The organism is Bacillus sp. bc15 (assembly GCF_900142585.1).
In the GTDB taxonomy this organism is placed as follows: domain Bacteria; phylum Bacillota; class Bacilli; order Bacillales; family Bacillaceae_G; genus Bacillus_A; species Bacillus_A cereus.
The window spans coordinates 133,496-158,505 of the sequence record NZ_FRBJ01000006.1 but is presented as its reverse complement, the minus strand read 5'-3'; the positions used below and the strand labels follow the sequence as shown (position 1 = coordinate 158,505).

Below are 25,010 nucleotides of genomic sequence, written 5' to 3'. Positions count from 1 at the left end.
TCTACCGAATGGCAGATTGCCTTTTTACAATGGAAGGGGAAGAAAAAATGATTATTCATATTTTAGCAGGAGGACCTTCGGAATATTGCGCAGATTTTGCTCGATATGAGAATGAGGAAGTAGTGTGGGCTGCGGTTGATAGGGGAGTATACCGTCTATTAAAGAAAGGGATTACCCCGGCTGTTGCGTTTGGAGATTACGATTCAGTTACTGAAGAAGAATTAGTATGGATGGGACAGCAAACGAACGAATTACATATTGTTCCGCGGGAAAAAGATCAAACGGATTTAGAAATTGCAATCAACTGGGCATTAGGACAGAAGCCGGCACTAATTCGTATTTTTGGTGCTACCGGTGGAAGACTTGATCACGGTTTGGCAAATATACAAATGCTTTTAAAAGGGTTAGAAGTAGAGATAGAAATGTGTATTGTGGACAATAAAAATGAAATAACAGTTAAAAAAGTGGGTACACATATAATTGAAGAAAATAAAAATTTTCCTTATGTATCTTTTGTACCAGTTACTGAAATAGTGGAAGGGATTACATTGTTTGGTTTTAAGTACCCTCTTACTAATAAAACAATAGAGTGGGGATCAACACTTTGTATTAGTAACGAACTCGTTGAGGAAAAAGGTACTTTTTCATTTACTTCTGGCATATTAATGTTGATAAGAAGCACTGATTGAAGAAACAATTTTGCTCCTTACATCATATAGTGACCAAGTGGAGTAATGGGGATTAGGAGGGAAACCATGAGATTTTATACAATTAAGTTACCTAAATTTCTTGGTGGAATTGTTCGTGCAATGTTAAATACCTTCAAAAAAGATTAAAAAAAGCACCTATCACCGGTGCTTTTTCCATTGTTATAGTAAAAAAAGAGCCTATCGGCTCTTTTTTTTATTATTAAACACGTTCGATTTTGCCAGATTTTAATGCTCTAGCAGAAACGTAAACACGTTGAACTTTTCCGTCGATGCGTACGCGAACTTTTTGAAGGTTAGCGCCCCACTTACGTTTTGTAGCGTTCATTGCGTGAGAACGAGAGTTACCAGAACGAGCTTTTCTTCCAGTAATAGCACAAACACGAGCCATTTATATTTCCCTCCCTTGATACCTTACCATACGTAATTTTTCAATGTTAGTCTTTTATGCGATGCTAAAAACACTACTATAATTTAACACAACTAAAAAGAGAATGCAACACCGTAGAAAAAAGAAATCAAGAAAATTTACTTGACACTATATGTCAATGAAGAAAAGTTAAAATCCATAAAAATTGCTTGACATATTATAGTGGTACATGTTGTATAATAACAATGGACTATTTTGCTCATCATAAAAAAGTGTAATTTAAAACATAAAATATGAGAGTGAAAAGAAAGAACGATGGAATTTTCTTTAAAAAGATTATATGATAGTAACTAAAGTAGTCTAGCTCACTTTCACCATTTATGAAGGGGGAAACGAGATGTCAATTGAAATTAAAACGAAGTACGGTCAAATTGATATTAGTACAGATGTAATTGCAACAATTGCTGGAGGTGCCGCGGTAGATTGCTACGGTATCGTAGGTATGGCATCAAAAAATCAGTTAAAAGATGGATTAACAGACATTTTACGAAAAGAAAACTTCACTAGAGGTGTTATTGTTCGTAAAGATGAAGATGAAGTACATATTGATATGTATATTATTGTGAGCTATGGTACGAAAATTTCAGAAGTGGCACATAATGTGCAGACGAAAGTGAAATATACATTAGATCAAACTGTAGGACTAGCAGTAGATTCTGTAAACATCTACGTACAAGGAGTTAAAGTAATAAACTTGTAATGTGCATTAAGGAGGAAAATCTGTGTCAATTCAAAAAATTGATGGAAAACGTTTATCACAAATGATCATGCAAGGAGCGAATAATTTAACAAATAATGTTCAGCTTGTTGATGCATTAAACGTATTTCCAGTTCCAGATGGCGATACCGGTACAAACATGAACTTATCTATGACTTCAGGTGCGCGTGAAGTGAAAGCAAATCCTTCACAGCATGCTGGTAAAGTCGGCGTAAGTTTAGCCAAAGGATTATTAATGGGAGCTCGTGGTAACTCTGGAGTTATTCTATCTCAGTTGTTCCGTGGTTTCTCTAAATCCATTGAACAAAAAGAAGAATTAACAACAGTTGATTTTGCTGCAGCACTAGAAGCTGGAGTAGAGGCGGCTTATAAAGCGGTTATGAAACCGATTGAAGGAACGATTTTAACGGTTGCAAGAGAAACGGGTAAATATGCAGTAACAGTTGCGAAAAAACAGCGCGACTTTGTTTTGTTTATGGAAGACGTTGTGAAAGAAGCAAACGCATCGTTAAATCGTACGCCAGATTTATTACCTGTATTAAAACAAGTTGGCGTTGTAGATAGCGGTGGTAAAGGTCTTGTAGTAGTATACGAAGGATTTTTAGCTGACTTAAAAGGAGAAACGATTTCTTCTGATGCACCGACGCAAACATCTATGAATGAGATGGTACGCGCAGAACATCACCGTAGTGTACAAAGCCAATTGAGTACAGAAGATATTAAGTATGGATATTGTACGGAGTTCATGGTGAAATTAGAGGCTGAAAAGGTGAAAGAGCATAATTTCTCTGAACAAAAATTCCGTGAAGATATTAGTGTATATGGTGATTCTCTACTAGTTGTGTCTGATGATGAAATTGTAAAAGTTCATATCCACGCAGAACATCCTGGAGACGCTATGAACTACGGGCAAAAATACGGTAGTTTAATTAAGATTAAAGTAGAAAATATGCGTGAACAGCATACTGCTTTATTAGATGAACCTGCTATGGTTCCTGAACAACCAGCTCAATCGAAAGAAAAACAACCATATGGTATCGTAACTGTGGCAATGGGGTCTGGTATTAAAACTTTATTTGAGAGCATCGGCGCAACGAAAGTTATCGAAGGTGGTCAAACGATGAATCCAAGTACGGAGGATATCGTGAAGGCAATTGAAGAAGCGAATGCTGAAAAAATCATTATTTTACCGAATAACGGAAATATTGTAATGGCAGCAGAACAAGCGGCATCAGTTGTAGATCAAGAAGTTATTGTTGTTCGTTCGAAAACAGTTCCTCAAGGTATGGCAGCAATGTTAGCATTTAACCCAGTTGGAACGTTAGAAGAGAATGAAGAAAACATGCAAGAAGCTTTATCTCATGTGAAAACAGGTCAAATTACGTATGCTGTACGTGATACGGAAATTGATGGTGTAGCAATTCAAAAAGATGACTTCATGTGTATTGCAGATGGAAAAATTGTATCTACAAATGCTGAAAAAGTAGGAGCTGCGAAGCAATTACTAGAAGCGCTTATTGATGAAGATTCTGAAATCGTAACGATTCTACAAGGTGAAGATGCAACTGACGAAGAAGTAGCGGAGTTAGTTGAATTTGTAGAAGAGAAATTTGAAGATGCAGAAGTAGAAGTGCATGCTGGAAACCAACCAGTGTATTCTTTCATCTTCTCTGTAGAATAAGATAAGATTCGTTTTGAAAATAAATGGATTACTTACTTGCTAATGGATAAGAAGTAGTAATATGAAGTTTATTACTAGTTTTTATTCAAAAGGCTAGCATATTGAAGAGAGAAAGAGCCTTGCTGCTAATAGTGAGGCTCTTTTTTACTTGTTTTATATAAGGGATTTGAGTAGTTTCTCTTAGAATGCCTATGATAGAATATATAAGGTGAAAGAGAGCGATTACAGATGCTAATTGGTACTCAAATAAAATGCAATAAAGAAAATAATGTGACGGGGTGTGAGAATCTTGAATGATGTTGTACAAGTTCCTGTTACGGATGTAAAGGGGATCGGAGGAGAAACATCTGAGTTACTACATGAGATGGGGATTTATACAGTTTCTCATCTATTAGAACATTTTCCGTACCGTTATGAAGATTATGCGATGAAAGATCTTGCTGAAGTAAAGCATGATGAACGTGTAACGGTTGAAGGGAAGGTTCATAGTGCTCCTTTGCTGCAATATTATGGTAAGAAGAAATCGCGTCTAACAGTTCGTGTTCTCGTCGGTCGTTATTTAATTACGGCGGTATGTTTTAATAGGCCTTACTATAAGCAAAAATTAACGTTAGATGAAACGGTAACGATTACTGGTAAATGGGATCAACATCGTCAAACAATTGCTGTATCAGAACTTCATTTTGGGCCAGTTGTACGTCAACAAGAAGTGGAGCCTGTTTACTCAGTAAAGGGGAAACTTACAGTAAAACAGATGCGTCGTTTTATTGCTCAAGCGTTAAAGGAATATGGAGATTCTATAGTCGAAGTGTTACCGGATGGTTTGTTAGGCCGGTATAAATTATTACCAAGATATGAAGCACTTAAGGCTTTGCATTTTCCGGTAGGACAGGAGGATTTAAAGCAAGCGCGTCGCCGTTTTGTATATGAGGAATTTTTCTTATTTCAGCTGAAAATGCAAACACTGAGGAAAATGGAGAGGGAAAATTCAAAAGGGACGAAGAAAGAGATTCCGTCAGTAGAATTACAAGAATTTATCGATGCATTGCCGTTCCCGTTAACTGGTGCGCAGCGCCGAGTTGTAGATGAAATTTTAAAAGATATGACATCTCCTTATCGGATGAACCGACTATTACAAGGTGACGTTGGTTCTGGGAAAACAGTTGTTGCTGCGATTGGCCTTTATGCATCGAAATTAGCTCATTATCAAGGTGCTTTAATGGTTCCTACAGAAATTTTAGCTGAGCAACATTATCAGTCGCTTGCTGAAACGTTTTCGCATTTTGGTATGAAGGTGGAACTGCTAACAAGTTCTGTTAAAGGTGCAAGACGCCGAGAAATTTTAGCGAAGTTAGAACAAGGAGAAATAGATATTCTTGTTGGAACGCACGCTTTAATTCAAGATGAAGTTATATTTCATAGGTTGGGTCTCGTTATTACAGATGAACAGCATCGATTTGGTGTAGCGCAGCGCCGAGTTTTACGGGAGAAAGGTGAAAGTCCAGATGTATTATTTATGACAGCGACACCAATTCCGCGTACGCTTGCAATTACTGCATTTGGAGAGATGGATGTTTCGATAATCGATGAGATGCCAGCAGGTAGAAAGGTGATTGAAACATACTGGGCAAAACATGATATGTTAGATCGCGTCCTCGGTTTTGTTGAGAAGGAAATAAAAAAAGGAAGACAGGCATACGTTATTTGTCCTCTAATTGAAGAATCTGAGAAACTTGATGTGCAAAATGCTATCGACTTACATAGTATGCTGACGCATCATTACCAAGGGAAATGCCAAGTTGGATTGATGCATGGGAGATTATCGTCTCAGGAAAAAGAAGAGATAATGGGCCAGTTTAGTGAAAATAAAGTGCAAATTCTTGTATCGACAACAGTTGTTGAGGTGGGTGTGAACGTACCGAATGCGACTGTGATGGTTATTTATGATGCAGAACGTTTCGGTTTATCGCAGCTTCATCAGCTTAGAGGGCGTGTCGGGCGTGGTAGTGAACAATCATATTGTTTATTAATAGCAGACCCTAAATCAGAAACAGGAAAAGAAAGAATGCGCATAATGACTGAAACAAATGATGGATTTGTATTGTCAGAAAAAGATTTAGAATTACGAGGTCCTGGAGATTTCTTTGGGAGTAAGCAAAGTGGCTTACCAGAATTTAAGGTTGCTGACATGGTACACGATTATCGAGCGTTAGAAACAGCAAGGCAAGATGCGGCGATACTAGTAGATTCAGAAGCATTTTGGCACAATGATCAGTACGCTGCCTTGCGTACGTATCTTGATGGGACAGGTGTGTTCCAAGGAGAGAAGCTCGATTAAAGGGAGTCAACAAAAATTTTTGTTGCATTCTACTTTTAATGATTATATACTACTGTTAGTACCTAGTCATAAAAATGGATGGTGCGGTATGAAGAAAAGAAGAAGTAAAAAAGAAAGACAAGAATTATTACAACAAACAATTGAATCAAATCCTTTTATTACGGATGAAGATTTAGCGGAAAAATTTCAAGTGAGTATACAAACAGTACGATTGGATCGTATGGAATTGTCTATTCCTGAATTAAGAGAGAGAATTAAACATGTAGCTACAAAGCAACATGAAGAAGATGTGAAATCTTTACCGTTAGAAGAGGTTGTCGGAGAAATTATTGATATTGAATTAGATAGACATGCAATCTCTATCTTTGAAGTAAAGGTAGAACATGTATTTAAAAGAAATCAAATTGCCCGTGGGCATCATCTGTTTGCGCAAGCAAACTCACTAGCTGTTGCGGTTATTGATGAAGAATTAGCTTTAACTGCAAAGTCTACCATTCGATACATTCGCCCTGTAAAATTAGGAGAGCGTGTTGTTGCAAAAGCGCGTGTTGAAGACGTAGAGAATGATAAGGGACGGACGGTTGTCAAAGTGCGTAGCTTCGTTGGAGAAGAACTTGTTTTTACAGGCACTTTTGAAATGTATCGATCTAGTAATTATAGTGAGGAAGGTAACAACTTATGAAAATCGCAATAGATGCAATGGGCGGAGATCACGCTCCAAAGGCTGTAGTATTAGGGGCAATGAAAGCTATTAAGGAATATTCTGATTTACATATTACGTTAGTAGGGAAAGAAGAGGAAATTCGTCAATATTTAACGAGTGATGAACGAATTACTATTCTTCATACAGACGAAAAAATAGAATCGACGGAGGAACCAGTAAGAGCGGTTCGTCGAAAAAAACAAGCTTCAATGGTACTTGCGGCACAGCAAGTAAAGGATGGAGAAGCAGACGCTTGTATATCCGCAGGTAGTACAGGAGCTTTAATGGCAGCTGGATTATTTGTTGTCGGTCGTATGGAAGGAATTGAGCGACCAGCTTTATCGCCTACAATGCCAACTGTAGATGGAAAAGGTTTTGTTATGTTAGATGTTGGAGCAAATGTTGATGCAAAACCAATTCATTTATATCAATATGCAGTAATGGGATCTGTTTATGCTGAGAAGGTAAGAGGAATTGAAAATCCTCGTGTTGGACTATTAAACGTTGGAACAGAGGATGGAAAAGGAAACGAGCTTTCAAAGCAAGTATTTGCAATGCTTAAGGATGCGCCAATTAATTTCGTTGGGAACGTTGAATCGAGAGATTTATTGCAAGGTGTAGCAGATGTTGTTGTATGTGATGGTTTTACAGGGAATGTAGCGTTGAAATCATTAGAAGGAACAGCACTTGCGCTATTCTCTATGTTGAAAGAACAACTAATGAGTTCGTTTACGAGCAAATTAGCAGCGGCGGTATTAAAGCCAAAACTTATGGTATTAAAAGATAAAATGGATTATTCGGAGTATGGGGGAGCTGCATTATTTGGATTGAAAGCACCTGTCATTAAGGCTCACGGTTCTTCTAATGACCAGTCGATATTTAGTGCGATTCGTCAAACGAGAGAAATGGTAGCGAAAGAAGTAATTCCTACAATTTCAAGCGTAATGGAGAAAGAGTCACTCCAATAAGAGGAGGATTTGAAATGGGAAAAATAGCATTTCTTTTTCCGGGCCAAGGTTCACAGGCAGTTGGAATGGGTAAACAATTAGCAGAGAATAATAAAGAGGTTGCAAAAGTGTTTGCAAAAGCAGATGAGGTGTTACAAGATTCACTTTCAGAAGTGATTTTTGAAGGACCGCAGGAAAAGCTTACATTAACAACAAATGCTCAGCCTGCATTATTAACAACGAGTTTTGCTATTTTGACAGCTTTGAAAGAGTATGACATTACACCTGACTTTGTCGCTGGTCATAGTTTAGGTGAATATAGCGCTCTTGTAGCAGCTGGTGCATTAACTTTTGAAGATGCGGTATATGCTGTAAGGAAACGCGGGGAATATATGGAAGAAGCTGTTCCGGGCGGGGAAGGTGCAATGGCAGCTATATTAGGTGCTGACCCACATATGCTGAAACAAGTTACAGAAGAAGTAACAAGTGAAGGATATGCAGTGCAAATCGCTAATATGAATAGTACGAAGCAAATTGTAATTTCTGGAACGAAGCAAGGCGTAGAGCTTGCTTCTCAAAGAGCGAAAGAAAATGGTGCAAAGAGAGCAATTCCACTAAAAGTAAGTGGGCCATTCCATTCTTCACTTATGAAGCCGGCAGCTGAGAAGTTCCAAAGTGTTTTGAATGAAATTACAATTCATGATACGAATATTCCTGTTATTGCAAATGTTACGGCGGATGTTATTACACGTGGTGCCGACATTCAAGAAAAGTTAATCGAACAGCTTTATTCGCCTGTATTATGGTACCCGTCTATTGAATGTATGGTGAAGCAGGGAGTAGATACATTTATTGAAATTGGGCCTGGAAAAGTACTTGCTGGACTTATGAAGTCAATTGATTCATCAGTGAAAGCATATGCGATATATGATGAAGAGACATTAAAAGATACCATTTCAAATTTGAGAGGAGAAAACTGATGTTAAAAGGGAAGGTAGCATTAGTAACTGGCGCTTCACGTGGAATTGGTCGCGCGATTGCGATCGATTTAGCGAAACAAGGGGCAAATGTAGTAGTAAATTATGCAGGTAATGAACAAAAAGCAAATGAAGTAGTAGATGAAATTAAGAAATTAGGTTCTGATGCAATTGCGGTAAAAGCAGATGTTGCAAATGCTGATGATGTTACAAATATGGTGAAACAAACAGTAGACACATTTGGACAAGTTGATATTCTTGTAAATAATGCTGGTGTAACAAAAGATAATTTATTAATGCGTATGAAAGAAGAAGAATGGGATACAGTTATTAATACAAACTTAAAAGGTGTATTCTTATGTACAAAAGCAGTATCTCGTTATATGATGCGTCAACGTCACGGTAGAATTATAAATATCGCTTCTGTTGTGGGTGTTATAGGAAACCCAGGGCAAGCTAATTATGTTGCTGCTAAAGCGGGTGTTATTGGATTAACAAAAACATCTGCAAAAGAGTTAGCAAGTCGAAATATTACTGTGAATGCAATTGCGCCAGGCTTTATTGCGACTGATATGACTGATGTACTAGATGAGAATATTAAAGCCGAAATGTTAAAAGTTATTCCAGCTGCTCAATTTGGTGAAGCGCAAGATATCGCGAATGCTGTAACGTTTTTTGCTTCTGATCAAAGCAAATATGTTACAGGTCAAACGTTAAATGTTGATGGCGGTATGGTAATGTAATAAAAGAATCGATTTCACCTAGTTTTTTTGTTCAATATTTAATATAATATTTGAGGGGAGGTGAATGGAATGGCAGATGTTTTAGAACGCGTAACAAAAATCATCGTTGATCGTTTAGGAGTAGAAGAGACTGAGGTAGTACCAGCTGCAAGCTTCAAGGAAGATTTAGGAGCAGACTCCCTAGATGTAGTAGAACTTGTAATGCAATTAGAAGATGAATTCGAAATGGAAATTTCTGATGAAGATGCTGAAAAGATTGCTACTGTTGGCGATGCTGTGACTTACATAGAGAGTCATCTATAATGCTTAAGTGAAGTCCCGTTTTTTAGCGGGGCTTTCTGGCTTATATCTGGAGGGACCTATGCCGTACCGAAAATATAGAGAAAAAAAATACGAAACAAAATATCGTGAAGCATTTAAAGTGTTTCAAGAAAAGATAGGTATTACGTTTACAGATGAAAAATTATTGATTCAAGCATTTACGCATTCATCGTATGTGAATGAGCATCGAAAAAAACCGCATGAAGATAATGAGCGTCTTGAATTTCTTGGAGATGCAGTATTGGAACTTACTGTATCGCAGTATCTGTTTCAAAAATATCCGACAATGAGCGAAGGAGAGTTAACAAAACTACGTGCAGCTATTGTATGTGAGCCATCTCTTGTTCGTTTTGCGAACGAATTGTCATTTGGTAGCCTTGTTTTATTAGGAAAAGGTGAAGAAATGACAGGTGGACGTGAACGACCAGCTTTATTAGCGGATGTCTTTGAAGCGTTTATTGGTGCCCTTTATCTTGATCAAGGGTTAGAAACAGTTTGGGAATTCTTAAAAGAAATTGTATATCCGAAAATTAATGAGGGTGCTTTTTCTCATGTGATGGATTATAAGAGTCAGTTACAAGAATTGATTCAGCGTGATGGTAGTGGCAATGTTGAGTATCAAATTTTGCAAGAAAAAGGACCAGCTCACAATCGAGAATTTGTGTCACGTGTTACGTTAAATAACGTAGCTTTAGGTCTTGGTAGTGGTAAGTCGAAAAAAGAAGCAGAGCAACAAGCTGCTGCAGAAGCATTGAAAAAATTAAAAGAACAACTATAAGGAATCCCCCTTTGAATGAGGGGGATTCCTTGTGCATAGAATGAAACTTTCTTTTTGTTTGTAAATAAAAAGAAGGTAAATCCGTATAATAGCTTGTTTTTGTATAGAGAACATTTATAACGACGGAGAATAGGAGGAAGGCCTTTCGTGTTTTTAAAAAGATTAGAAATAGCAGGGTTTAAGTCTTTTGCTGAGCGTGTATCTGTTGATTTTGTCCCGGGTGTAACTTCTGTAGTAGGACCTAATGGAAGCGGGAAAAGTAATATTACTGATGCAATTCGCTGGGTACTTGGTGAACAATCTGCAAAATCATTACGTGGTGCAAAGATGGAGGATATTATTTTTGCAGGCAGTGATACGAGGAGAGCGGTTAATGTTGCTGAAGTAACAATAACTTTAAATAATGAAGATCAACGTTTACCAATTGAATACAATGAGGTGTGTGTAACACGTCGTGTATCTCGTTCAGGTGAAAGTGATTTTTATATTAATAAACAATCATGTAGATTGAAAGATATTATTGATTTATTTATGGACTCTGGTATGGGAAGAGAAGCTTTTTCAATTATTAGCCAGGGGAAAGTGGAAGAGATTTTAAGTAGTAAGTCAGAAGAGCGTCGAGGTGTATTTGAAGAAGCGGCAGGCGTACTAAAATACAAACTTCGCAAAAAGAAAGCTGAAGGAAAATTAGAAGAAACACAAGAAAACTTAAATCGTGTACAAGATATAATTCATGAATTAAGTAGTCAAGTAGAACCTTTAGAAAGACAAGCTTCTATTGCGAAAGATTATCTTGAGAATAAAGAAGAATTAGAGAAAGTAGAAGCTGCGCTTATTGTCCATGAAATTGAAGAATTGCATGAGAAATGGGAAGCACTTCGAAATCAGTTTGGGCATAATAAAAATGAAGAGGCTAAAATGTCAACGAATTTACAAAAAAGTGAAGAAGAACTTGAGGAATTACGAGGACAATTACAAGCGGTAGATGAGTCTGTAGACTCGTTGCAAGAGGTACTTCTTCTTTCTAGTAAAGAGCTAGAAAAACTAGAAGGGCAGCGCGAGTTGTTAAAAGAGAGAAAGCAAAATGCTACGACGCATTGTGCGCAACTTGAGCAGTTAATTGTTGAATTAACAGAGAAAGCTAAAATTTACGATGGTGAGATTGAGTCAAGTACAGAAGCTTTAATGCAATTTGTGAATGAAGTAAAAGAGTTGGAGCAAAAATTGCATGATAATGAGCAATTGCTTGCTACTTTTGCTGACAATTTAGAGGAACAGATTGAGAATTTAAAAGGTGACTATATTGAACTTTTAAATCAACAAGCTAGTCATCGCAATGAATTATCTATGATTGAAGAACAATCTAAACAGCAAACGTCTAAAAACGAGCGTCTAGATGAAGAGAATGCGAAATATGTAGAAATGCGTATGGAAATTACAGCGAAAAAGACGAAACTTGTAGAAAGTTACGAACAAGCGAAAGAAAAAGTAGCGGGCATTCTCTCAAACATACAGAAGACAGAGGCGGCACTTGGGAAATGTAAGACGCAGTATAGTGAAAATGAAACAAAACTATACCAAGCATACCAATTTGTGCAACAGGCACGTTCTCGAAAAGAAATGCTTGAAGAGATGCAAGAAGATTATTCTGGCTTCTATCAAGGTGTACGTGAAGTATTGAAAGCTAGAGAAAATAGGTTGCAAGGTATCGAGGGTGCTGTTGCGGAACTGTTAACGGTTCCGAAAGAATACGAAGTTGCAATGGAAATCGCTCTAGGTGCAGCGATGCAGCATATTGTTGTACAAACAGAGGAGCATGCTCGTAATGCGATTGCATTTTTAAAGCAAAATAAACACGGACGTGCAACGTTTTTACCGCAAGCTGTTATTAAAAGCAGATCGTTATCATTTGAGCAATTACGCATTGCAAATCAACACCCATCGTTTGTAGGTGTGGCGGCAGAACTTGTGCAGTACAACAATAAATATGAAAATGTAGTTTCAAATTTATTAGGTACTGTTATTGTTGCGAAAGATTTACGCGGAGCAAATGAGTTGGCGAAACAACTGCAATACCGTTATCGCATTGTAACAATTGAAGGTGACGTAGTGAATCCTGGCGGTTCTATGACTGGTGGGGCGGTAAAACAAGCGAAATCTTCTTTATTAGGACGCCAACGTGAACTGGAAGAGTGGACTCGCAAGTTAACTGATATGGAAGAAAAAACAACGAAGTTAGAAAACTTTGTTAAAGCAGTAAAACAAGAGATTCAAGAAAAAGAAGTGAAAATACGCGAACTAAGGCAAACTGTAGAAGTGGATCGTGTAGAAGAGCAGAAATTAAGAGAAGAGATTAATCGTTTAGAATTAGACGAACATCGTATTAATGACCGCTTGTCTATTTATGATTTAGAGATTGAAGGGTTTTTACAAGATCGAGTAAAAATGCAAGGGCGTAAAGAGGAGTTAGAAGGGATTTTAGCGAATCTTCAAGCTGATATCACTGAGTTAGATAGTAAAATTGTAGCTTTAACAAAACAAAAAAGTGAGCAACATTCTTCGAAAGAAAAAGTTCAAAAAGAAATGACTGAATTAAAAGTGCTGGCAGCTGAAAAGCAACAACGCTTATCTAATCAAAAAGAAAAAGTTGAACGATTGACGAAGGAAAAAGAAGAAACGGATGCGACACTTGTAAAAACGAAAGAGGATTTAGCATTCTTAAAACAAGAAATGACATCTAATTCAAGTGGTGAAGAGCAAATTACGAATATGATTGAGAAGAAAGCGTATGATCGTAATCAAACTTCAGAATTAATTCGCTCTCGTCGTGAACAACGTGTATCGTTGCAAGAGAGAGTAGAACATTTAGAACGCAATTTGAAAGAAACGACAGGTAAACATAAATATATTCTTGAAATGTTGAAAGATCAAGAAGTGAGAATAAACCGACTTGATGTAGAGTTGGAAAATAGATTACAACATTTACGTGAAACATATACGATTTCATTTGAAGCGGCGAAACTAAAATATACAATGACAATGCCTGCAGAAGATGCGCGTAAGAAAGTAAAATTAATCAAATTATCCATAGAAGAGTTAGGTACAGTGAACCTAGGGGCAATTGATGAATATGAACGTGTAGCGGAGCGGCATACATTCTTACTAGAGCAGAGAGACGATCTAGAAGAAGCGAAAACGACATTGCACCAGCTTATTACCGAAATGGATGAAGAAATGAAAAAACGCTTTTCTACTACGTTTGAAGGCATTAGAATGGAGTTTCAATCGGTATTCTCTGAATTATTTGGAGGCGGTAGAGCGGATTTAGTAATGACTAATCCAGAGGATTTACTAAATACGGGTATTGATATTGTAGCACAACCGCCAGGGAAGAAATTGCAGAACTTAGGTTTACTTTCAGGTGGCGAGCGTGCTTTAACGGCAATTGCGCTTTTATTTGGTATTTTAAAAGTGCGCCCAGTACCGTTCTGTGTACTAGATGAGGTAGAGGCTGCCCTTGATGAAGCGAATGTAGCTCGTTTTGCACAGTATTTAAAGAAATTTAGTGATGAGACGCAGTTTATTGTAATTACACATAGAAAAGGTACAATGGAAGAGTCTGATGTGTTGTACGGTGTAACAATGCAAGAATCAGGGGTATCTAAACTTGTATCGGTTCGTTTAGATGCCGGAGAAGAACTTATTGCAAGTGAATAGGAAGGATGGGAAAGTATGAGTTTTTTTAAAAAACTAAAAGAAAAAATTTCAAAACAAACGGATACAGTTACAGAGAAATTTAAACACGGATTAGAAAAAACTAGAAATTCATTTGCGGATAAAGTGAATGATTTAGTCTATCGTTACCGTAAAGTGGACGAAGATTTCTTCGAAGAGTTAGAAGAAATCTTAATTGGTGCAGACGTTGGCGTTGCGACGGTAATGGAATTAATTGATCAATTGAAAGAAGAAGTACAACGTCGTAACATTCAAGATCCAAAAGAAGTACAAGCTGTTATTTCAGAAAAACTAGTGGGAATTTACAAAGGTGACAGCGATTTCAGTAACGAAATTAATATGCAAGAGGACCAATTAACGGTTGTTTTATTTGTTGGTGTTAACGGTGTAGGAAAAACGACAACAATTGGTAAACTGGCGCATAAGTTTAAATCAGAAGGTAAGTCAGTCCTATTAGCAGCAGGAGACACATTCCGTGCTGGGGCGATTGAACAATTAGAAGTATGGGGCGATCGCGTTGGTGTAGAAGTGATTAAACAAGGATCTGGATCTGATCCAGCGGCGGTTATGTATGACGCTGTACAAGCTGCGAAAGCACGTAAGGTAGATGTATTACTATGTGACACAGCAGGACGCTTGCAAAATAAAGTAAACTTAATGAAAGAGTTAGAGAAGGTGAAGCGTGTAATTGAGCGTGAAGTACCAGGTGCTCCTCATGAAGTATTGCTTGTTATTGATGCAACAACAGGACAAAACGGTTTAAGCCAAGCGAAAACATTCCGGGAGGCAACGAATGTAACTGGTATTGTTTTAACGAAGTTAGATGGAACTGCTAAAGGTGGTATTGTATTAGCGATTCGTAACGAAATGGATGTACCGGTGAAGTTTGTTGGATTAGGAGAGCAAATGGATGATTTGCAGCAGTTTGATCCAGAACAATATGTGTATGGTTTATTTGCGAACTTAGTAGAAACAGAAGAAGTATAAGCGAAAGAAGCGGTATTTCCGCTTCTTTTTCTATAAAAATATATGATGTTAAGAAAAAAACTTGACACTCTTTTGGACTCCATGTAAACTAATTCATGTAAAGGGAAATCACTTAACAAAGGATGATCCAACATGCTCGAAAAAACAACGAGAATGAACTATTTATTTGATTTTTATCAATCGTTGTTAACGCAAAAACAAAGAAGTTATATGTCGCTTTATTATCTAGATGATTTATCTCTTGGTGAAATTGCGGAAGAATTTGATGTAAGTCGCCAAGCCGTGTATGATAACATTAAACGGACTGAAGCGATGCTTGAAGAATATGAAGAAAAATTAGTATTACTTCAAAAGTTTCAAGAGCGACAGCGACTTGTTGCAAAGCTAAAACAGCTAATCAGCGAAGAAGAGCATGTGAATGAAGAAATGAAACAAGTTGTTGAAGCTATCGAAAAATTAGATTAGGAGGGCGGCAATATGGCATTTGAAGGATTAGCCGACCGACTTCAACAGACAATGCAAAAAATCCGCGGCAAAGGAAAAGTTTCTGAAGCCGATGTGAAAGAAATGATGAGAGAAGTTCGTCTAGCTCTTTTAGAAGCAGATGTTAACTTTAAAGTAGTAAAAGATTTTGTGAAGCGTGTGTCTGAACGTGCTGTCGGACAAGATGTAATGAAAAGTTTGACACCTGGACAACAAGTAATTAAAGTTGTACAGGAAGAACTTACAGAACTTATGGGCGGAGAGCAAAGCAAAATTGCTGTTGCTAATAAGCCACCGACTGTTATTATGATGGTTGGTCTGCAAGGTGCGGGTAAAACAACGACGACAGGTAAGCTTGCGAATTTGCTTCGTAAAAAGCATAATCGTAAACCGATGCTTGTTGCAGCTGATATTTACCGTCCAGCAGCAATTAAACAGCTTGAAACATTAGGGAAGCAATTGGACATGCCTGTATTTTCTTTAGGAGATCAAGTAAGTCCTGTTGAAATTGCGAAACAAGCGATTGCAAAAGCAAAAGAAGATCATCATGATTATGTTTTAATTGATACAGCGGGTCGCCTGCATATTGATGAAGAACTAATGGATGAATTAGCGAAAGTTAAAGAAGTTGCGAAACCGGATGAAATTTTCCTTGTTGTCGATGCGATGACGGGACAAGACGCGGTAAATGTTGCACAAAGTTTCCATGAACAGTTAGGTTTAACAGGTGTTGTATTAACGAAATTAGATGGTGATACGCGCGGTGGTGCTGCATTATCTATTAAGGCTGTAACAAACACACCAATTAAATTTGCTGGTATGGGTGAAAAACTAGATGCAATTGAAGCGTTCCATCCAGAGCGTATGGCATCCCGTATTTTAGGGATGGGCGACGTCTTAACATTGATTGAAAAAGCGCAAGCTACAGTTGATGAAGAGAAAGCAAAAGAACTTGAGCAAAAAATGCGTACGCTTTCGTTTACGCTTGACGATTTCCTAGAACAACTTGGACAAGTGCGTCAACTTGGGCCGCTTGATGAATTGTTAGGAATGCTTCCTGGTGCAAATAAAATTAAAGGGCTGAAAAATGCGCAAGTTGATGAAAAACAAATTGGGCATATTGAGGCAATTATTCGTTCTATGACTAAATTAGAACGAGAACAACCGGAAATAATCAATGCTAGTCGCAAAAAGCGCATTGCCAAAGGTAGCGGTACAACTGTACAAGAAATCAATCGTCTAATCAAACAATTCGATGACATGAAAAAAATGATGAAGACGATGACTGGAATGCAAAAAGGCAAGAAAAAAGGACTAGGTGGATTGAAGTTTCCATTCATGTAAGGAAAAAAAGATGGCTCTGTTAAGAAAAAATACTTTACAAAGCAATAGTCTTTTTGCTAATATAATTATCTGTGTGAAATAAATTCGGAGGTGCTTTATAAATGGCAGTTAAAATTCGTTTAAAACGTATGGGAGCTAAAAAAACTCCTTTCTATCGTGTAGTTGTTGCAGATTCTCGTTCTCCTCGTGACGGACGTTTCATTGAGGAAATCGGAACTTACAATCCAGTTGCTCAACCAGCTGAAGTTAAGATCAACGAAGAAGCAGCATTAAAATGGTTAGGAAATGGTGCTAAACCATCTGATACAGTTCGTAACTTATTCTCTAACCAAGGTATCATGGAGAAATTCCACTTATCTAAACAAGGTAAGTAATTGAGGCAATGACTATGAAGAAGTTAGTCGAGACGATTGTCAAGCCTCTTGTCGATCATCCTGAAGATGTAAAAGTTACACAGGAACTTTACAACGGAGAGATAAAGTATCGATTAACTGTACATCCTGAGGATGTTGGAAAAGTCATTGGAAAGCAAGGGAGAGTTGCGAAAGCGATTCGGATGCTCTTGTATTCAGTGGGACATCATAATGATGAAAAAGTAACACTGGAAATTCAATAAACGTAAAAAGGGCGAGGAGTTATTCCTCTCCCTTTTTTAACATTTAAATAGAGATTGCATGTTCCATCTATGAAATGGAGATGCTTAATTTATATAGAAACCAGGGGTGACATACTATTTATGACAAAGTGGTTTAACGTAGGGAAAATTGTAAATACTCATGGCGTAAGAGGAGAAATCCGTGTTATTTCTCGTACTGATTTTCCAGAAGAGCGATATAAAGTAGGAAACACACTATACATATCGAATGAGAAAGACACAGACTACCTTCCGGTGAAGGTAACTTCTCATCGCCAACATAAGACATTCGATTTATTAACATTTGAAGGATATAACAATGTAGATGAAGTAGAGAAGTTTAAAGGTTCTTTAATAAAAGTACCAGAAGAGCAGTTAGGCGAACTTGCTGAAGGTGAATACTACTATCACGAAATTATTGGTTGCAGCGTTGTAACGGAAGAAGGAGAAGCGCTAGGGACAATCAAAGAAATTCTCTCTCCTGGTGCAAATGATGTTTGGGTGATTAAACGTCCGAAGGGTCAAGATCTTTTAATTCCTTATATTGATGACGTTGTACTTCAAGTTAATATTGAAAATAAATTAGTAACCATTCATGTAATGGAAGGGTTGCTATAATGAAAATTGATATTTTAACGTTGTTCCCAGACATGTTTACCGGTGTATTTGGATCTTCTATATTAAAGAAGGCGCAAGAAAAAGAAGCGGTAAACCTTCGTGTTGTTAACTTTCGTGATTATACAACAAGTAAGCATAATAGCGTAGACGATTATCCTTACGGCGGAGGAGCTGGTATGGTGCTTACTCCTCAGCCTATTTTTGATGCTGTAGAAGATTTGACGAAAGAGACAGAGCGTAAGCCGAGAGTTGTCTTAATGTGTCCGCAGGGCGAAAGATTTACGCAGAAGAAAGCGGAAGAGCTTGCAGAGGAAGAACATTTGATCTTTGTATGTGGGCATTATGAAGGGTATGACGAACGAATTCGTGAGCATCTCGTAACGGATGAGATTTCTATTGGTGACTATGTATTAACGGGCGGAGAATTAGCTTCTATGGTTATTACTGATAGTGTTGTACGTCTCTTGCCAGGCGTGCTAGGAAATCATGCTTCACAAGTGGAGGATTCGTTTAGTACAGGTTTATTAGAGCATCCTCATTATACACGTCCGGCTGATTTTCGTGGTATGAAGGTACCGGATGTATTAATGTCAGGGAATCATAAAAATATTGACGAATGGCGACATAAGGAATCTTTGCGCCGTACGTATACGCGTAGACCTGATTTGTTAGATGATAGAGATCTATCTAAACAAGAGAAAAAATGGCTTGAGGAAATAAAGCGAGAGCAGTAATAACTTCATATATTTGCTATTGCAACAGGCCTAGTAATATGCTATTATAACATTTGTGCTACTGAAATCAGTAGCCGTATTAACGATGTTCCGCTGTAATTTATTAAGACTTTATAAGAGCATCTGTTTAAAGGAGAGAATTTAATATGCAACAATTAATCGCAGAAATTACAAAAGGCCAATTAAAAACTGACCTTCCTTCATTCCGTCCTGGTGACACTTTACGTGTACACGTAAAAGTTGTTGAGGGAACTCGTGAAAGAATTCAGCTTTTCGAAGGTGTTGTAATTAAACGTCGTGGTGGCGGAATTAGTGAAACATTCACAGTTCGTAAGATTTCTTACGGTGTAGGTGTTGAGCGTACATTCCCAGTTCACACGCCAAGAATCGCGAAAATCGAAGTACTTCGCCGTGGTAAAGTACGTCGTGCTAAGTTATATTACTTACGTAACCTTCGCGGTAAAAAAGCACGTATTAAAGAAATTCGATAAGACATGTATGGGAGCTTGTAAATGCACAAGCTCCCTTTTTCCAATCTATATGAAATTTTGGTATAATACGAACAGCTTACATAACCGTGGAGGGGAAATGCATGAAAAAAGAGAAGAGTTCACTTTGGGAATGGATTAAAGCAATTTTGATTGCTGTTGTATTAGCTGGTGTTATTAGACAGTTTTTCTTTGCTCCAATTCTCGTAGACGGGGTATCGATGGCACCTACTTTACATGATCGTGATCGAATGATTGTGAATAAAATTGGTTATCACATTGGAGATCCAAAACGCTTTGATATTATCGTATTTCGAGCAACAGAAGATAAAGATTACATTAAGCGCATTATAGGCCTGCCAGGCGATGAAATAGAGTATCGTAATGATAAACTGTATGTTAACGGAAAGGCTTATGAGGAGCCGTATTTAGACAAGCAGAAAAAGCAAATTGCTGACGGACCGCTTACATATGATTTTAATCTTGAAGAAATGACAGGCAAGAAAACTGTTCCAAAAGATCAATTATTTGTTTTAGGTGATAATCGTCGTTTTAGTAAAGATAGCCGTTCAATCGGTACGATTTCAAAGGATCAAGTAATTGGTAAAGCCAATATGTTATATTGGCCGTTAGAAGACGCACGTATTGTGAAATAAATGAAAAAGAAGGTGGCAACATGGTAATTCAATGGTTTCCAGGGCATATGGCGAAGGCTAGACGCCAAGTAACGGAGAAATTAAAATTAATTGATGTTGTAATTGAGCTTGTAGATGCTCGATTACCATTATCATCTCGAAACCCAATGATTGATGAAATCATTACACATAAGCCGAGGCTTGTTGTTTTAAATAAAGCGGATATGGCAGATGATCGTTTAACAAAACAATGGATCGCATATTTTAAAGAAAAAGGCCATATGGCAATTTCGATTAATGCGCAAGCTGGACAAGGTATGAAAGAAATTGCAGCAGCTTGTAAAGTGCTTGTTAAAGAAAAATTTGATAAAATGGTTGCAAAAGGTATTAGACCGAGAGCGATTCGCGCATTAATTGTAGGCATACCAAATGTTGGTAAATCTACATTAATTAATAAATTGGCAAAGAAAAATATTGCTAAAACAGGAGATCGTCCAGGTGTGACAACAGCTCAACAATGGATTAAAGTTGGGAAGGAAATGGAATTGTTAGATACGCCAGGTATTCTGTGGCCTAAATTTGAAGATCAATTAGTGGGTCTTCGCTTAGCGACGACGGGTGCAATTAAAGATTCAATTTTAAATTTACAAGATGTAGCTGTTTACGCATTACGTTTTATGGAGAAACATTATCCAGAACGCTTGAAAGAACGCTACAATTTAAATGAGATTCCAGAAGATATTGTGGAATTATTCGATGCAATTGGAAAAAATAGAGGCTGCTTAATGGGCGGCGGAATGATTGATTATGATAAGACATCTGAGCTTGTACTTCGTGAGCTTCGTGGTGGCAAACTTGGAAAAATGACGTTTGAAACACCGGAAGAGTTTGCAGAGCAAGTAGAAGATGTGGAAAAAATAGAAGAAGTATAAGACGTGCGTTTGTGCGTCTTTTCTTTTTGGATACGTTTAAAAAGGAGCTTGTATAAATGCAAACAATGACGATAAAAGAAGCGGAAAATGTATTGGAAGAAATTATGAATGAAGAAGATGATCGCTTTCAACTGTTAATGAAAGATGAGCGAAAAGGCGTTCAAAAGCTCGTTTTGAAGTGGTATAAACAAAAAGAGTTAGAACAGAAAGAAAAAGAGAAGTTTTTTGAAATGTCCAAGTATGAAAATGCTTTGCGTGAAAAAGGGGTCACGTATATCGCGGGTATTGATGAAGTAGGGCGCGGGCCATTGGCTGGGCCTGTTGTGACGGCAGCTGTCGTTCTTCCTGAGGATTTTTATATTCCAGGGTTAAATGACTCAAAAAAGCTGAGTGAAGCGAAACGTGAGCGTTTTTATGATGAAATAAAAGTACAAGCGATTGCAATTGGAGTTGGAATTGTATCACCGCAAGTTATTGATGAAATTAATATTTACCAAGCAACGAAACAAGCGATGTTAGATGCTGTTGCAAATTTATCTTATACACCCCAACATTTATTAATTGATGCGATGAAGCTTCCCACACCAATTCCGCAAACTTCAATTATTAAAGGTGATGCGAAAAGTGTTTCGATTTCAGCTGCATCCATTATCGCAAAAGTAACGAGAGATCGTATGATGAAAGAACTGGGAGAGAAGTATCCTGAATACGGATTTGAGCAACATATGGGATATGGCACAAAGCAACATTTAGAGGCAATTGAAGTGCATGGAGTATTAGAGGAACACCGAAAGTCATTCGCGCCAATTAAAGATATGATTCAAAAATAAGCTGTAAATATACAGCTTATTTTTTATTTTGGCATATAAACATTACTATTTCCGAAAAAGAATAAAGCGATTTCAGTTTTCTGACACTTTATTGTAGACAGCGTGCCAATCATCTTATACAATGGCAATGTAATGTTTTTTAAACATTAAAAAACTTTTCGAGTAAAACAGGAAAACAGGGGAGGATGGGACCATGAATATCCATGAGTATCAAGGTAAGGCAGTCCTTAGAAGCTATGGGGTTAGCGTTCCGAACGGGAAGGTTGCATTTACAGTAGAAGAAGCTGTAGAAGCAGCGAAAGAATTAGGAACAGATGTATGTGTAGTGAAAGCACAAATTCACGCTGGTGGACGCGGCAAAGCTGGCGGAGTAAAAGTTGCAAAAAATTTAGATGAAGTTCGTACATATGCAGAAAGCATTTTAGGAACTACACTTGTGACACATCAAACAGGTCCTGAAGGTAAGGAAGTAAAACGCTTACTTATCGAAGAAGGTTGCGATATTAAAAAAGAATATTATGTAGGTCTAGTTTTAGATCGTGCAACTTCTCAAGTTGTTTTAATGGCTTCTGAAGAAGGCGGAACAGAAATTGAAGAAGTAGCAGAAAAAACACCTGAAAAAATCTTTAAAGAATATATTGATCCGGCAGTAGGCTTACAAGGTTTCCAAGCGCGCCGAATTGCATTTAACATCAATATTCCAAAAGAGCTTGTAGGACAAGCTGTGAAGTTTATGATGGGCTTATACCGTGCGTTTATTGAAAAAGATTGCTCTATCGCTGAGATTAACCCACTTGTTACAACAGGTGAAGGTAAAGTTATGGCACTAGATGCAAAATTAAACTTTGATTCCAATGCGTTATATCGCCATAAAGACATTTTAGAGCTTCGTGATCTTGACGAAGAAGATGCAAAAGAAATTGAAGCTTCAAAATACGACTTAAACTACATTCCTTTAGATGGAAATATCGGTTGTATGGTTAATGGTGCAGGTTTAGCGATGGCTACAATGGATATCATTAAACATTACCACGGTGACCCAGCTAACTTCTTAGATGTTGGTGGCGGTGCAACTGCTGAAAAAGTTACAGAAGCATTCAAAATTATCCTTTCTGACAAAAATGTAAAAGGTATCTTCGTTAACATTTTTGGTGGCATTATGAAGTGTGATGTTATTGCAGAAGGTGTTATTGAAGCAACGAAACAGGTAGGTCTTGAGTTACCTTTAGTTGTACGTCTTGAAGGTACAAACGTAGAACTAGGTAAGAAAATTTTAAATGAGTCTGGCTTAAATATTGTTGCAGCAGAATCTATGGCAGACGGTGCACAAAAAATTGTTTCACTAGTGGGCTAATAGAAAGCGGGGGAGAAAAATGAGCGTATTAGTTAATAAAGATACAAAAGTTATTGTTCAAGGTATTACAGGTTCTCAAGGTTTATTCCATACAAAACAAATGATTGAATACGGTACGAAAATTGTCGGTGGTGTAACGCCAGGTAAAGGTGGCACTGATATTGAAGGTGTACCAGTATTTGATACTGTAGAAGATGCAGTGAAAGCAACAGGCGCAAACGCTTCAGTTGTATACGTTCCACCCGCTTTTGCGGCTGATGCAATTATGGAAGCAGTTGATGCAGAAATTGATTTAGTAGTATGTATTACTGAAGGAATTCCTGTATTAGATATGGTAAACGTAAAGAGATATATGGCTGGTAAACATACACGTTTACTTGGACCAAACTGCCCAGGTGTTATCACGCCTGATGAATGTAAAATCGGTATTATGCCAGGATACATTCATAAAAAAGGTCATGTAGGTATCGTATCGCGCTCTGGTACTTTAACGTATGAAGCTGTACATCAGTTAACACAAGAAGGTATTGGACAATCTACTGCTGTAGGTATCGGCGGGGACCCTGTTAACGGTACAGACTTTATTGATGCGTTAAAAGCATTTAATGAAGATGAAGAAACACATGCTGTAATTATGATTGGTGAAATCGGCGGTACAGCAGAAGAAGAGGCAGCTGAATGGGTAAAAGCTAATATGACAAAACCTGTTGTAGGCTTCATTGGTGGTCAAACAGCGCCTGCTGGCAAACGTATGGGCCATGCTGGTGCAATCATTTCTGGCGGTAAAGGAACTGCTGCTGAAAAGATTAAAACAATGGAAGCTTGTGGCATTAAAGTAGCTGAAACTCCAGCAGTTATGGGAGAAACGCTAATCTCTGTTTTAAAAGAAAAAGGTTTATTTGAGACTTGCAAAAACTATTAATCTGTTGAAAAACACCCTCTTACTTGAGGGTGTCTTTTTACACTTTTTCTGTTTACATAATAAAAATTATGGGTAAGGAGAATTGAGATGAAAAGAGAGCGATTATTACATCTTCATTACTTGCTAGCAGATTATTGGAAAGCGATGGAGAGGCTACTATATGTCGATCCAGAATTAAAGAACATATATACTTTTAACGAAAAACAAATGGAATACTACACTGGAATATCCTCGAAAAAATCTTCAGAACTAGTGAAATTTCTTCAAAGTTCAAATCTTCCGCAATATATATCTTATTTAGAGAAAAATCGTATTTTTTATATAACGATATGGGATGAAAATTATCCGCAATTATTACGTGAAATACAAGATCCTCCCTTCGTTTTATATGGAAAAGGAGAGAAAGATTTTCTCAATAAAGTAAATAAATTAGCAGTTGTTGGAACGAGAGAACCATCATTATATGGTCATGAGAGTTTGAAGTTTATTTTACACCCTTTATTAGAAAGAGAGTGGCTTATTGTCAGTGGGTTTGCAAAAGGGATAGATACAATGTCTCATGAGATTACAGTAAGGCATCATTGCCCGACTATTGCGATATTAGGGCACGGATTGTCGTTTATGTATCCGAAAGAAAATAGACATTTATATGAAATGTGGAAGGAATATATATTGTTATTGACAGAGTATCCTCCGCACTATGCACCGAAAAAATGGTATTTTCCAAAAAGGAACCGGATTGTTAGTGGTATAAGTAAAGGTGTTTTAGTTGTAGAAGCCAAATCGAGAAGTGGAACACTTATTACTGCAGACCTTGCGTTAGAGCAAAATAGAGAGGTGTTTGCGCTTCCTGGACCTATATTTATAGAGGGGGCATCGGGAACGAATCATCTTATTCAACAAGGAGCAAAATTAGTAAGAAATGCAGAAGATATCTTGGAGGAGATTTTAAATTAACCTTATATTTTTAA

27 protein-coding genes are annotated in these 25,010 nt (G+C 37.5%); 26 read left to right on the top strand and 1 reads right to left on the bottom strand.

The window, feature by feature from the left end; all coding sequences use genetic code 11:
• Nucleotides 1-8: 8 nt before the first annotated feature.
• Both BUA87_RS19915 and spoVM read left to right on the top strand, forming a co-directional pair.
• The gene (locus BUA87_RS19915; RefSeq protein ID WP_000752665.1) at nucleotides 9-689 is read left to right on the top strand and encodes a thiamine diphosphokinase; all 681 of its coding nucleotides are present in this window, start codon (nucleotides 9-11) and stop codon (nucleotides 687-689) included.
• A 66-nt stretch (nucleotides 690-755) separates the two neighbouring features.
• On the top strand, nucleotides 756-836 hold the full coding sequence (gene spoVM, locus BUA87_RS19910; RefSeq protein WP_001213599.1) for a stage V sporulation protein SpoVM: 81 nt from the start codon (nucleotides 756-758) through the stop codon (nucleotides 834-836).
• A gap of 73 nt (nucleotides 837-909) precedes the next feature.
• Here spoVM and rpmB read toward each other — a convergent pair whose 3' ends face one another.
• Nucleotides 910-1,098 carry a 50S ribosomal protein L28 gene (gene rpmB, locus BUA87_RS19905; protein WP_000124776.1) on the bottom strand — a complete coding sequence of 63 codons (189 nt, stop codon included), beginning with the start codon at nucleotides 1,096-1,098 and terminating at the stop codon, nucleotides 910-912.
• 376 nt (nucleotides 1,099-1,474) lie between these two features.
• On the opposite strand from rpmB, the gene BUA87_RS19900 reads away from it, so the two are divergent.
• The 24 genes from BUA87_RS19900 (at nucleotide 1,475) to dprA (ending at nucleotide 24,996) form a co-directional block, all read left to right on the top strand.
• Nucleotides 1,475-1,837, top strand: a complete 363-nt coding sequence (locus BUA87_RS19900) for an Asp23/Gls24 family envelope stress response protein (protein WP_000021109.1) — start codon at nucleotides 1,475-1,477, stop codon at nucleotides 1,835-1,837.
• Between the two features lie 22 nt (nucleotides 1,838-1,859).
• The gene (locus tag BUA87_RS19895) at nucleotides 1,860-3,536 is read left to right on the top strand and encodes a DAK2 domain-containing protein (protein ID WP_000027131.1); all 1,677 of its coding nucleotides are present in this window, start codon (nucleotides 1,860-1,862) and stop codon (nucleotides 3,534-3,536) included.
• Nucleotides 3,537-3,825: 289 nt separating this feature from the next.
• Nucleotides 3,826-5,874, top strand: a complete 2,049-nt coding sequence (recG, locus tag BUA87_RS19890) for an ATP-dependent DNA helicase RecG (RefSeq protein ID WP_001000823.1) — start codon at nucleotides 3,826-3,828, stop codon at nucleotides 5,872-5,874.
• A gap of 88 nt (nucleotides 5,875-5,962) precedes the next feature.
• Nucleotides 5,963-6,556 (top strand): transcription factor FapR, encoded by a 594-nt coding sequence (gene fapR / locus BUA87_RS19885; protein WP_000747349.1) that lies wholly within the window; start codon nucleotides 5,963-5,965, stop codon nucleotides 6,554-6,556.
• Nucleotides 6,553-7,545, top strand: coding sequence for a phosphate acyltransferase PlsX (gene plsX, locus BUA87_RS19880; RefSeq protein ID WP_000684100.1), 993 nt, complete (start codon nucleotides 6,553-6,555; stop codon nucleotides 7,543-7,545). The genes fapR and plsX overlap by 4 nt, the downstream gene beginning before the upstream one ends.
• Nucleotides 7,546-7,559: 14 nt before the next feature.
• A complete protein-coding gene (fabD, locus tag BUA87_RS19875; protein ID WP_000515902.1) occupies nucleotides 7,560-8,504 on the top strand; it encodes an ACP S-malonyltransferase in 945 nt (314 codons plus the stop codon).
• On the top strand, nucleotides 8,504-9,244 hold the full coding sequence (gene fabG / locus BUA87_RS19870; protein ID WP_000911769.1) for a 3-oxoacyl-[acyl-carrier-protein] reductase: 741 nt from the start codon (nucleotides 8,504-8,506) through the stop codon (nucleotides 9,242-9,244). The genes fabD and fabG overlap by 1 nt, the downstream gene beginning before the upstream one ends.
• A 69-nt stretch (nucleotides 9,245-9,313) precedes the next feature.
• Nucleotides 9,314-9,547, top strand: coding sequence for an acyl carrier protein (acpP, locus tag BUA87_RS19865; RefSeq protein WP_000786062.1), 234 nt, complete (start codon nucleotides 9,314-9,316; stop codon nucleotides 9,545-9,547).
• A 58-nt stretch (nucleotides 9,548-9,605) separates the two neighbouring features.
• On the top strand, nucleotides 9,606-10,343 hold the full coding sequence (rncS, locus tag BUA87_RS19860) for a ribonuclease III (protein WP_001146875.1): 738 nt from the start codon (nucleotides 9,606-9,608) through the stop codon (nucleotides 10,341-10,343).
• Nucleotides 10,344-10,490: 147 nt separating this feature from the next.
• Nucleotides 10,491-14,060 (top strand): chromosome segregation protein SMC, encoded by a 3,570-nt coding sequence (gene smc, locus BUA87_RS19855; RefSeq protein WP_072940525.1) that lies wholly within the window; start codon nucleotides 10,491-10,493, stop codon nucleotides 14,058-14,060.
• A 15-nt stretch (nucleotides 14,061-14,075) separates the two neighbouring features.
• Entirely contained in the window at nucleotides 14,076-15,065 is a 990-nt protein-coding gene (gene ftsY, locus BUA87_RS19850) for a signal recognition particle-docking protein FtsY (RefSeq protein ID WP_000007642.1), read from the top strand.
• A gap of 132 nt (nucleotides 15,066-15,197) precedes the next feature.
• On the top strand, nucleotides 15,198-15,530 hold the full coding sequence (locus BUA87_RS19845; RefSeq protein ID WP_000891062.1) for a putative DNA-binding protein: 333 nt from the start codon (nucleotides 15,198-15,200) through the stop codon (nucleotides 15,528-15,530).
• Nucleotides 15,531-15,542: 12 nt separating this feature from the next.
• Nucleotides 15,543-16,892: a signal recognition particle protein gene (gene ffh / locus BUA87_RS19840; protein WP_000863460.1), complete on the top strand. Its 1,350-nt coding sequence runs from the start codon at nucleotides 15,543-15,545 to the stop codon at nucleotides 16,890-16,892.
• Between the two features lie 101 nt (nucleotides 16,893-16,993).
• Nucleotides 16,994-17,266 (top strand): 30S ribosomal protein S16, encoded by a 273-nt coding sequence (gene rpsP / locus BUA87_RS19835; RefSeq protein ID WP_000268750.1) that lies wholly within the window; start codon nucleotides 16,994-16,996, stop codon nucleotides 17,264-17,266.
• A 14-nt stretch (nucleotides 17,267-17,280) separates the two neighbouring features.
• Entirely contained in the window at nucleotides 17,281-17,508 is a 228-nt protein-coding gene (locus tag BUA87_RS19830) for a KH domain-containing protein (RefSeq protein WP_000737399.1), read from the top strand.
• Between the two features lie 120 nt (nucleotides 17,509-17,628).
• Entirely contained in the window at nucleotides 17,629-18,144 is a 516-nt protein-coding gene (gene rimM, locus BUA87_RS19825) for a ribosome maturation factor RimM (protein ID WP_000170272.1), read from the top strand.
• On the top strand, nucleotides 18,144-18,878 hold the full coding sequence (trmD, locus tag BUA87_RS19820; RefSeq protein ID WP_000686899.1) for a tRNA (guanosine(37)-N1)-methyltransferase TrmD: 735 nt from the start codon (nucleotides 18,144-18,146) through the stop codon (nucleotides 18,876-18,878). Before rimM ends, trmD begins: the two co-directional genes overlap by 1 nt.
• 146 nt (nucleotides 18,879-19,024) lie before the next feature.
• Nucleotides 19,025-19,369 (top strand): 50S ribosomal protein L19, encoded by a 345-nt coding sequence (gene rplS / locus BUA87_RS19815; RefSeq protein WP_001186516.1) that lies wholly within the window; start codon nucleotides 19,025-19,027, stop codon nucleotides 19,367-19,369.
• Between the two features lie 101 nt (nucleotides 19,370-19,470).
• Entirely contained in the window at nucleotides 19,471-20,022 is a 552-nt protein-coding gene (gene lepB, locus BUA87_RS19810; RefSeq protein WP_000711852.1) for a signal peptidase I, read from the top strand.
• A gap of 20 nt (nucleotides 20,023-20,042) precedes the next feature.
• On the top strand, nucleotides 20,043-20,933 hold the full coding sequence (gene ylqF, locus BUA87_RS19805) for a ribosome biogenesis GTPase YlqF (protein ID WP_000236702.1): 891 nt from the start codon (nucleotides 20,043-20,045) through the stop codon (nucleotides 20,931-20,933).
• Nucleotides 20,934-20,989: 56 nt separating this feature from the next.
• Nucleotides 20,990-21,763 (top strand): ribonuclease HII, encoded by a 774-nt coding sequence (locus BUA87_RS19800; protein WP_001194259.1) that lies wholly within the window; start codon nucleotides 20,990-20,992, stop codon nucleotides 21,761-21,763.
• A 193-nt stretch (nucleotides 21,764-21,956) separates the two neighbouring features.
• On the top strand, nucleotides 21,957-23,117 hold the full coding sequence (gene sucC / locus BUA87_RS19795) for an ADP-forming succinate--CoA ligase subunit beta (RefSeq protein ID WP_001020790.1): 1,161 nt from the start codon (nucleotides 21,957-21,959) through the stop codon (nucleotides 23,115-23,117).
• Between the two features lie 19 nt (nucleotides 23,118-23,136).
• Nucleotides 23,137-24,039: a succinate--CoA ligase subunit alpha gene (gene sucD, locus BUA87_RS19790; RefSeq protein WP_000115178.1), complete on the top strand. Its 903-nt coding sequence runs from the start codon at nucleotides 23,137-23,139 to the stop codon at nucleotides 24,037-24,039.
• Between the two features lie 87 nt (nucleotides 24,040-24,126).
• On the top strand, nucleotides 24,127-24,996 hold the full coding sequence (dprA, locus tag BUA87_RS19785) for a DNA-processing protein DprA (protein ID WP_000818046.1): 870 nt from the start codon (nucleotides 24,127-24,129) through the stop codon (nucleotides 24,994-24,996).
• Nucleotides 24,997-25,010 lie beyond the last annotated feature (14 nt).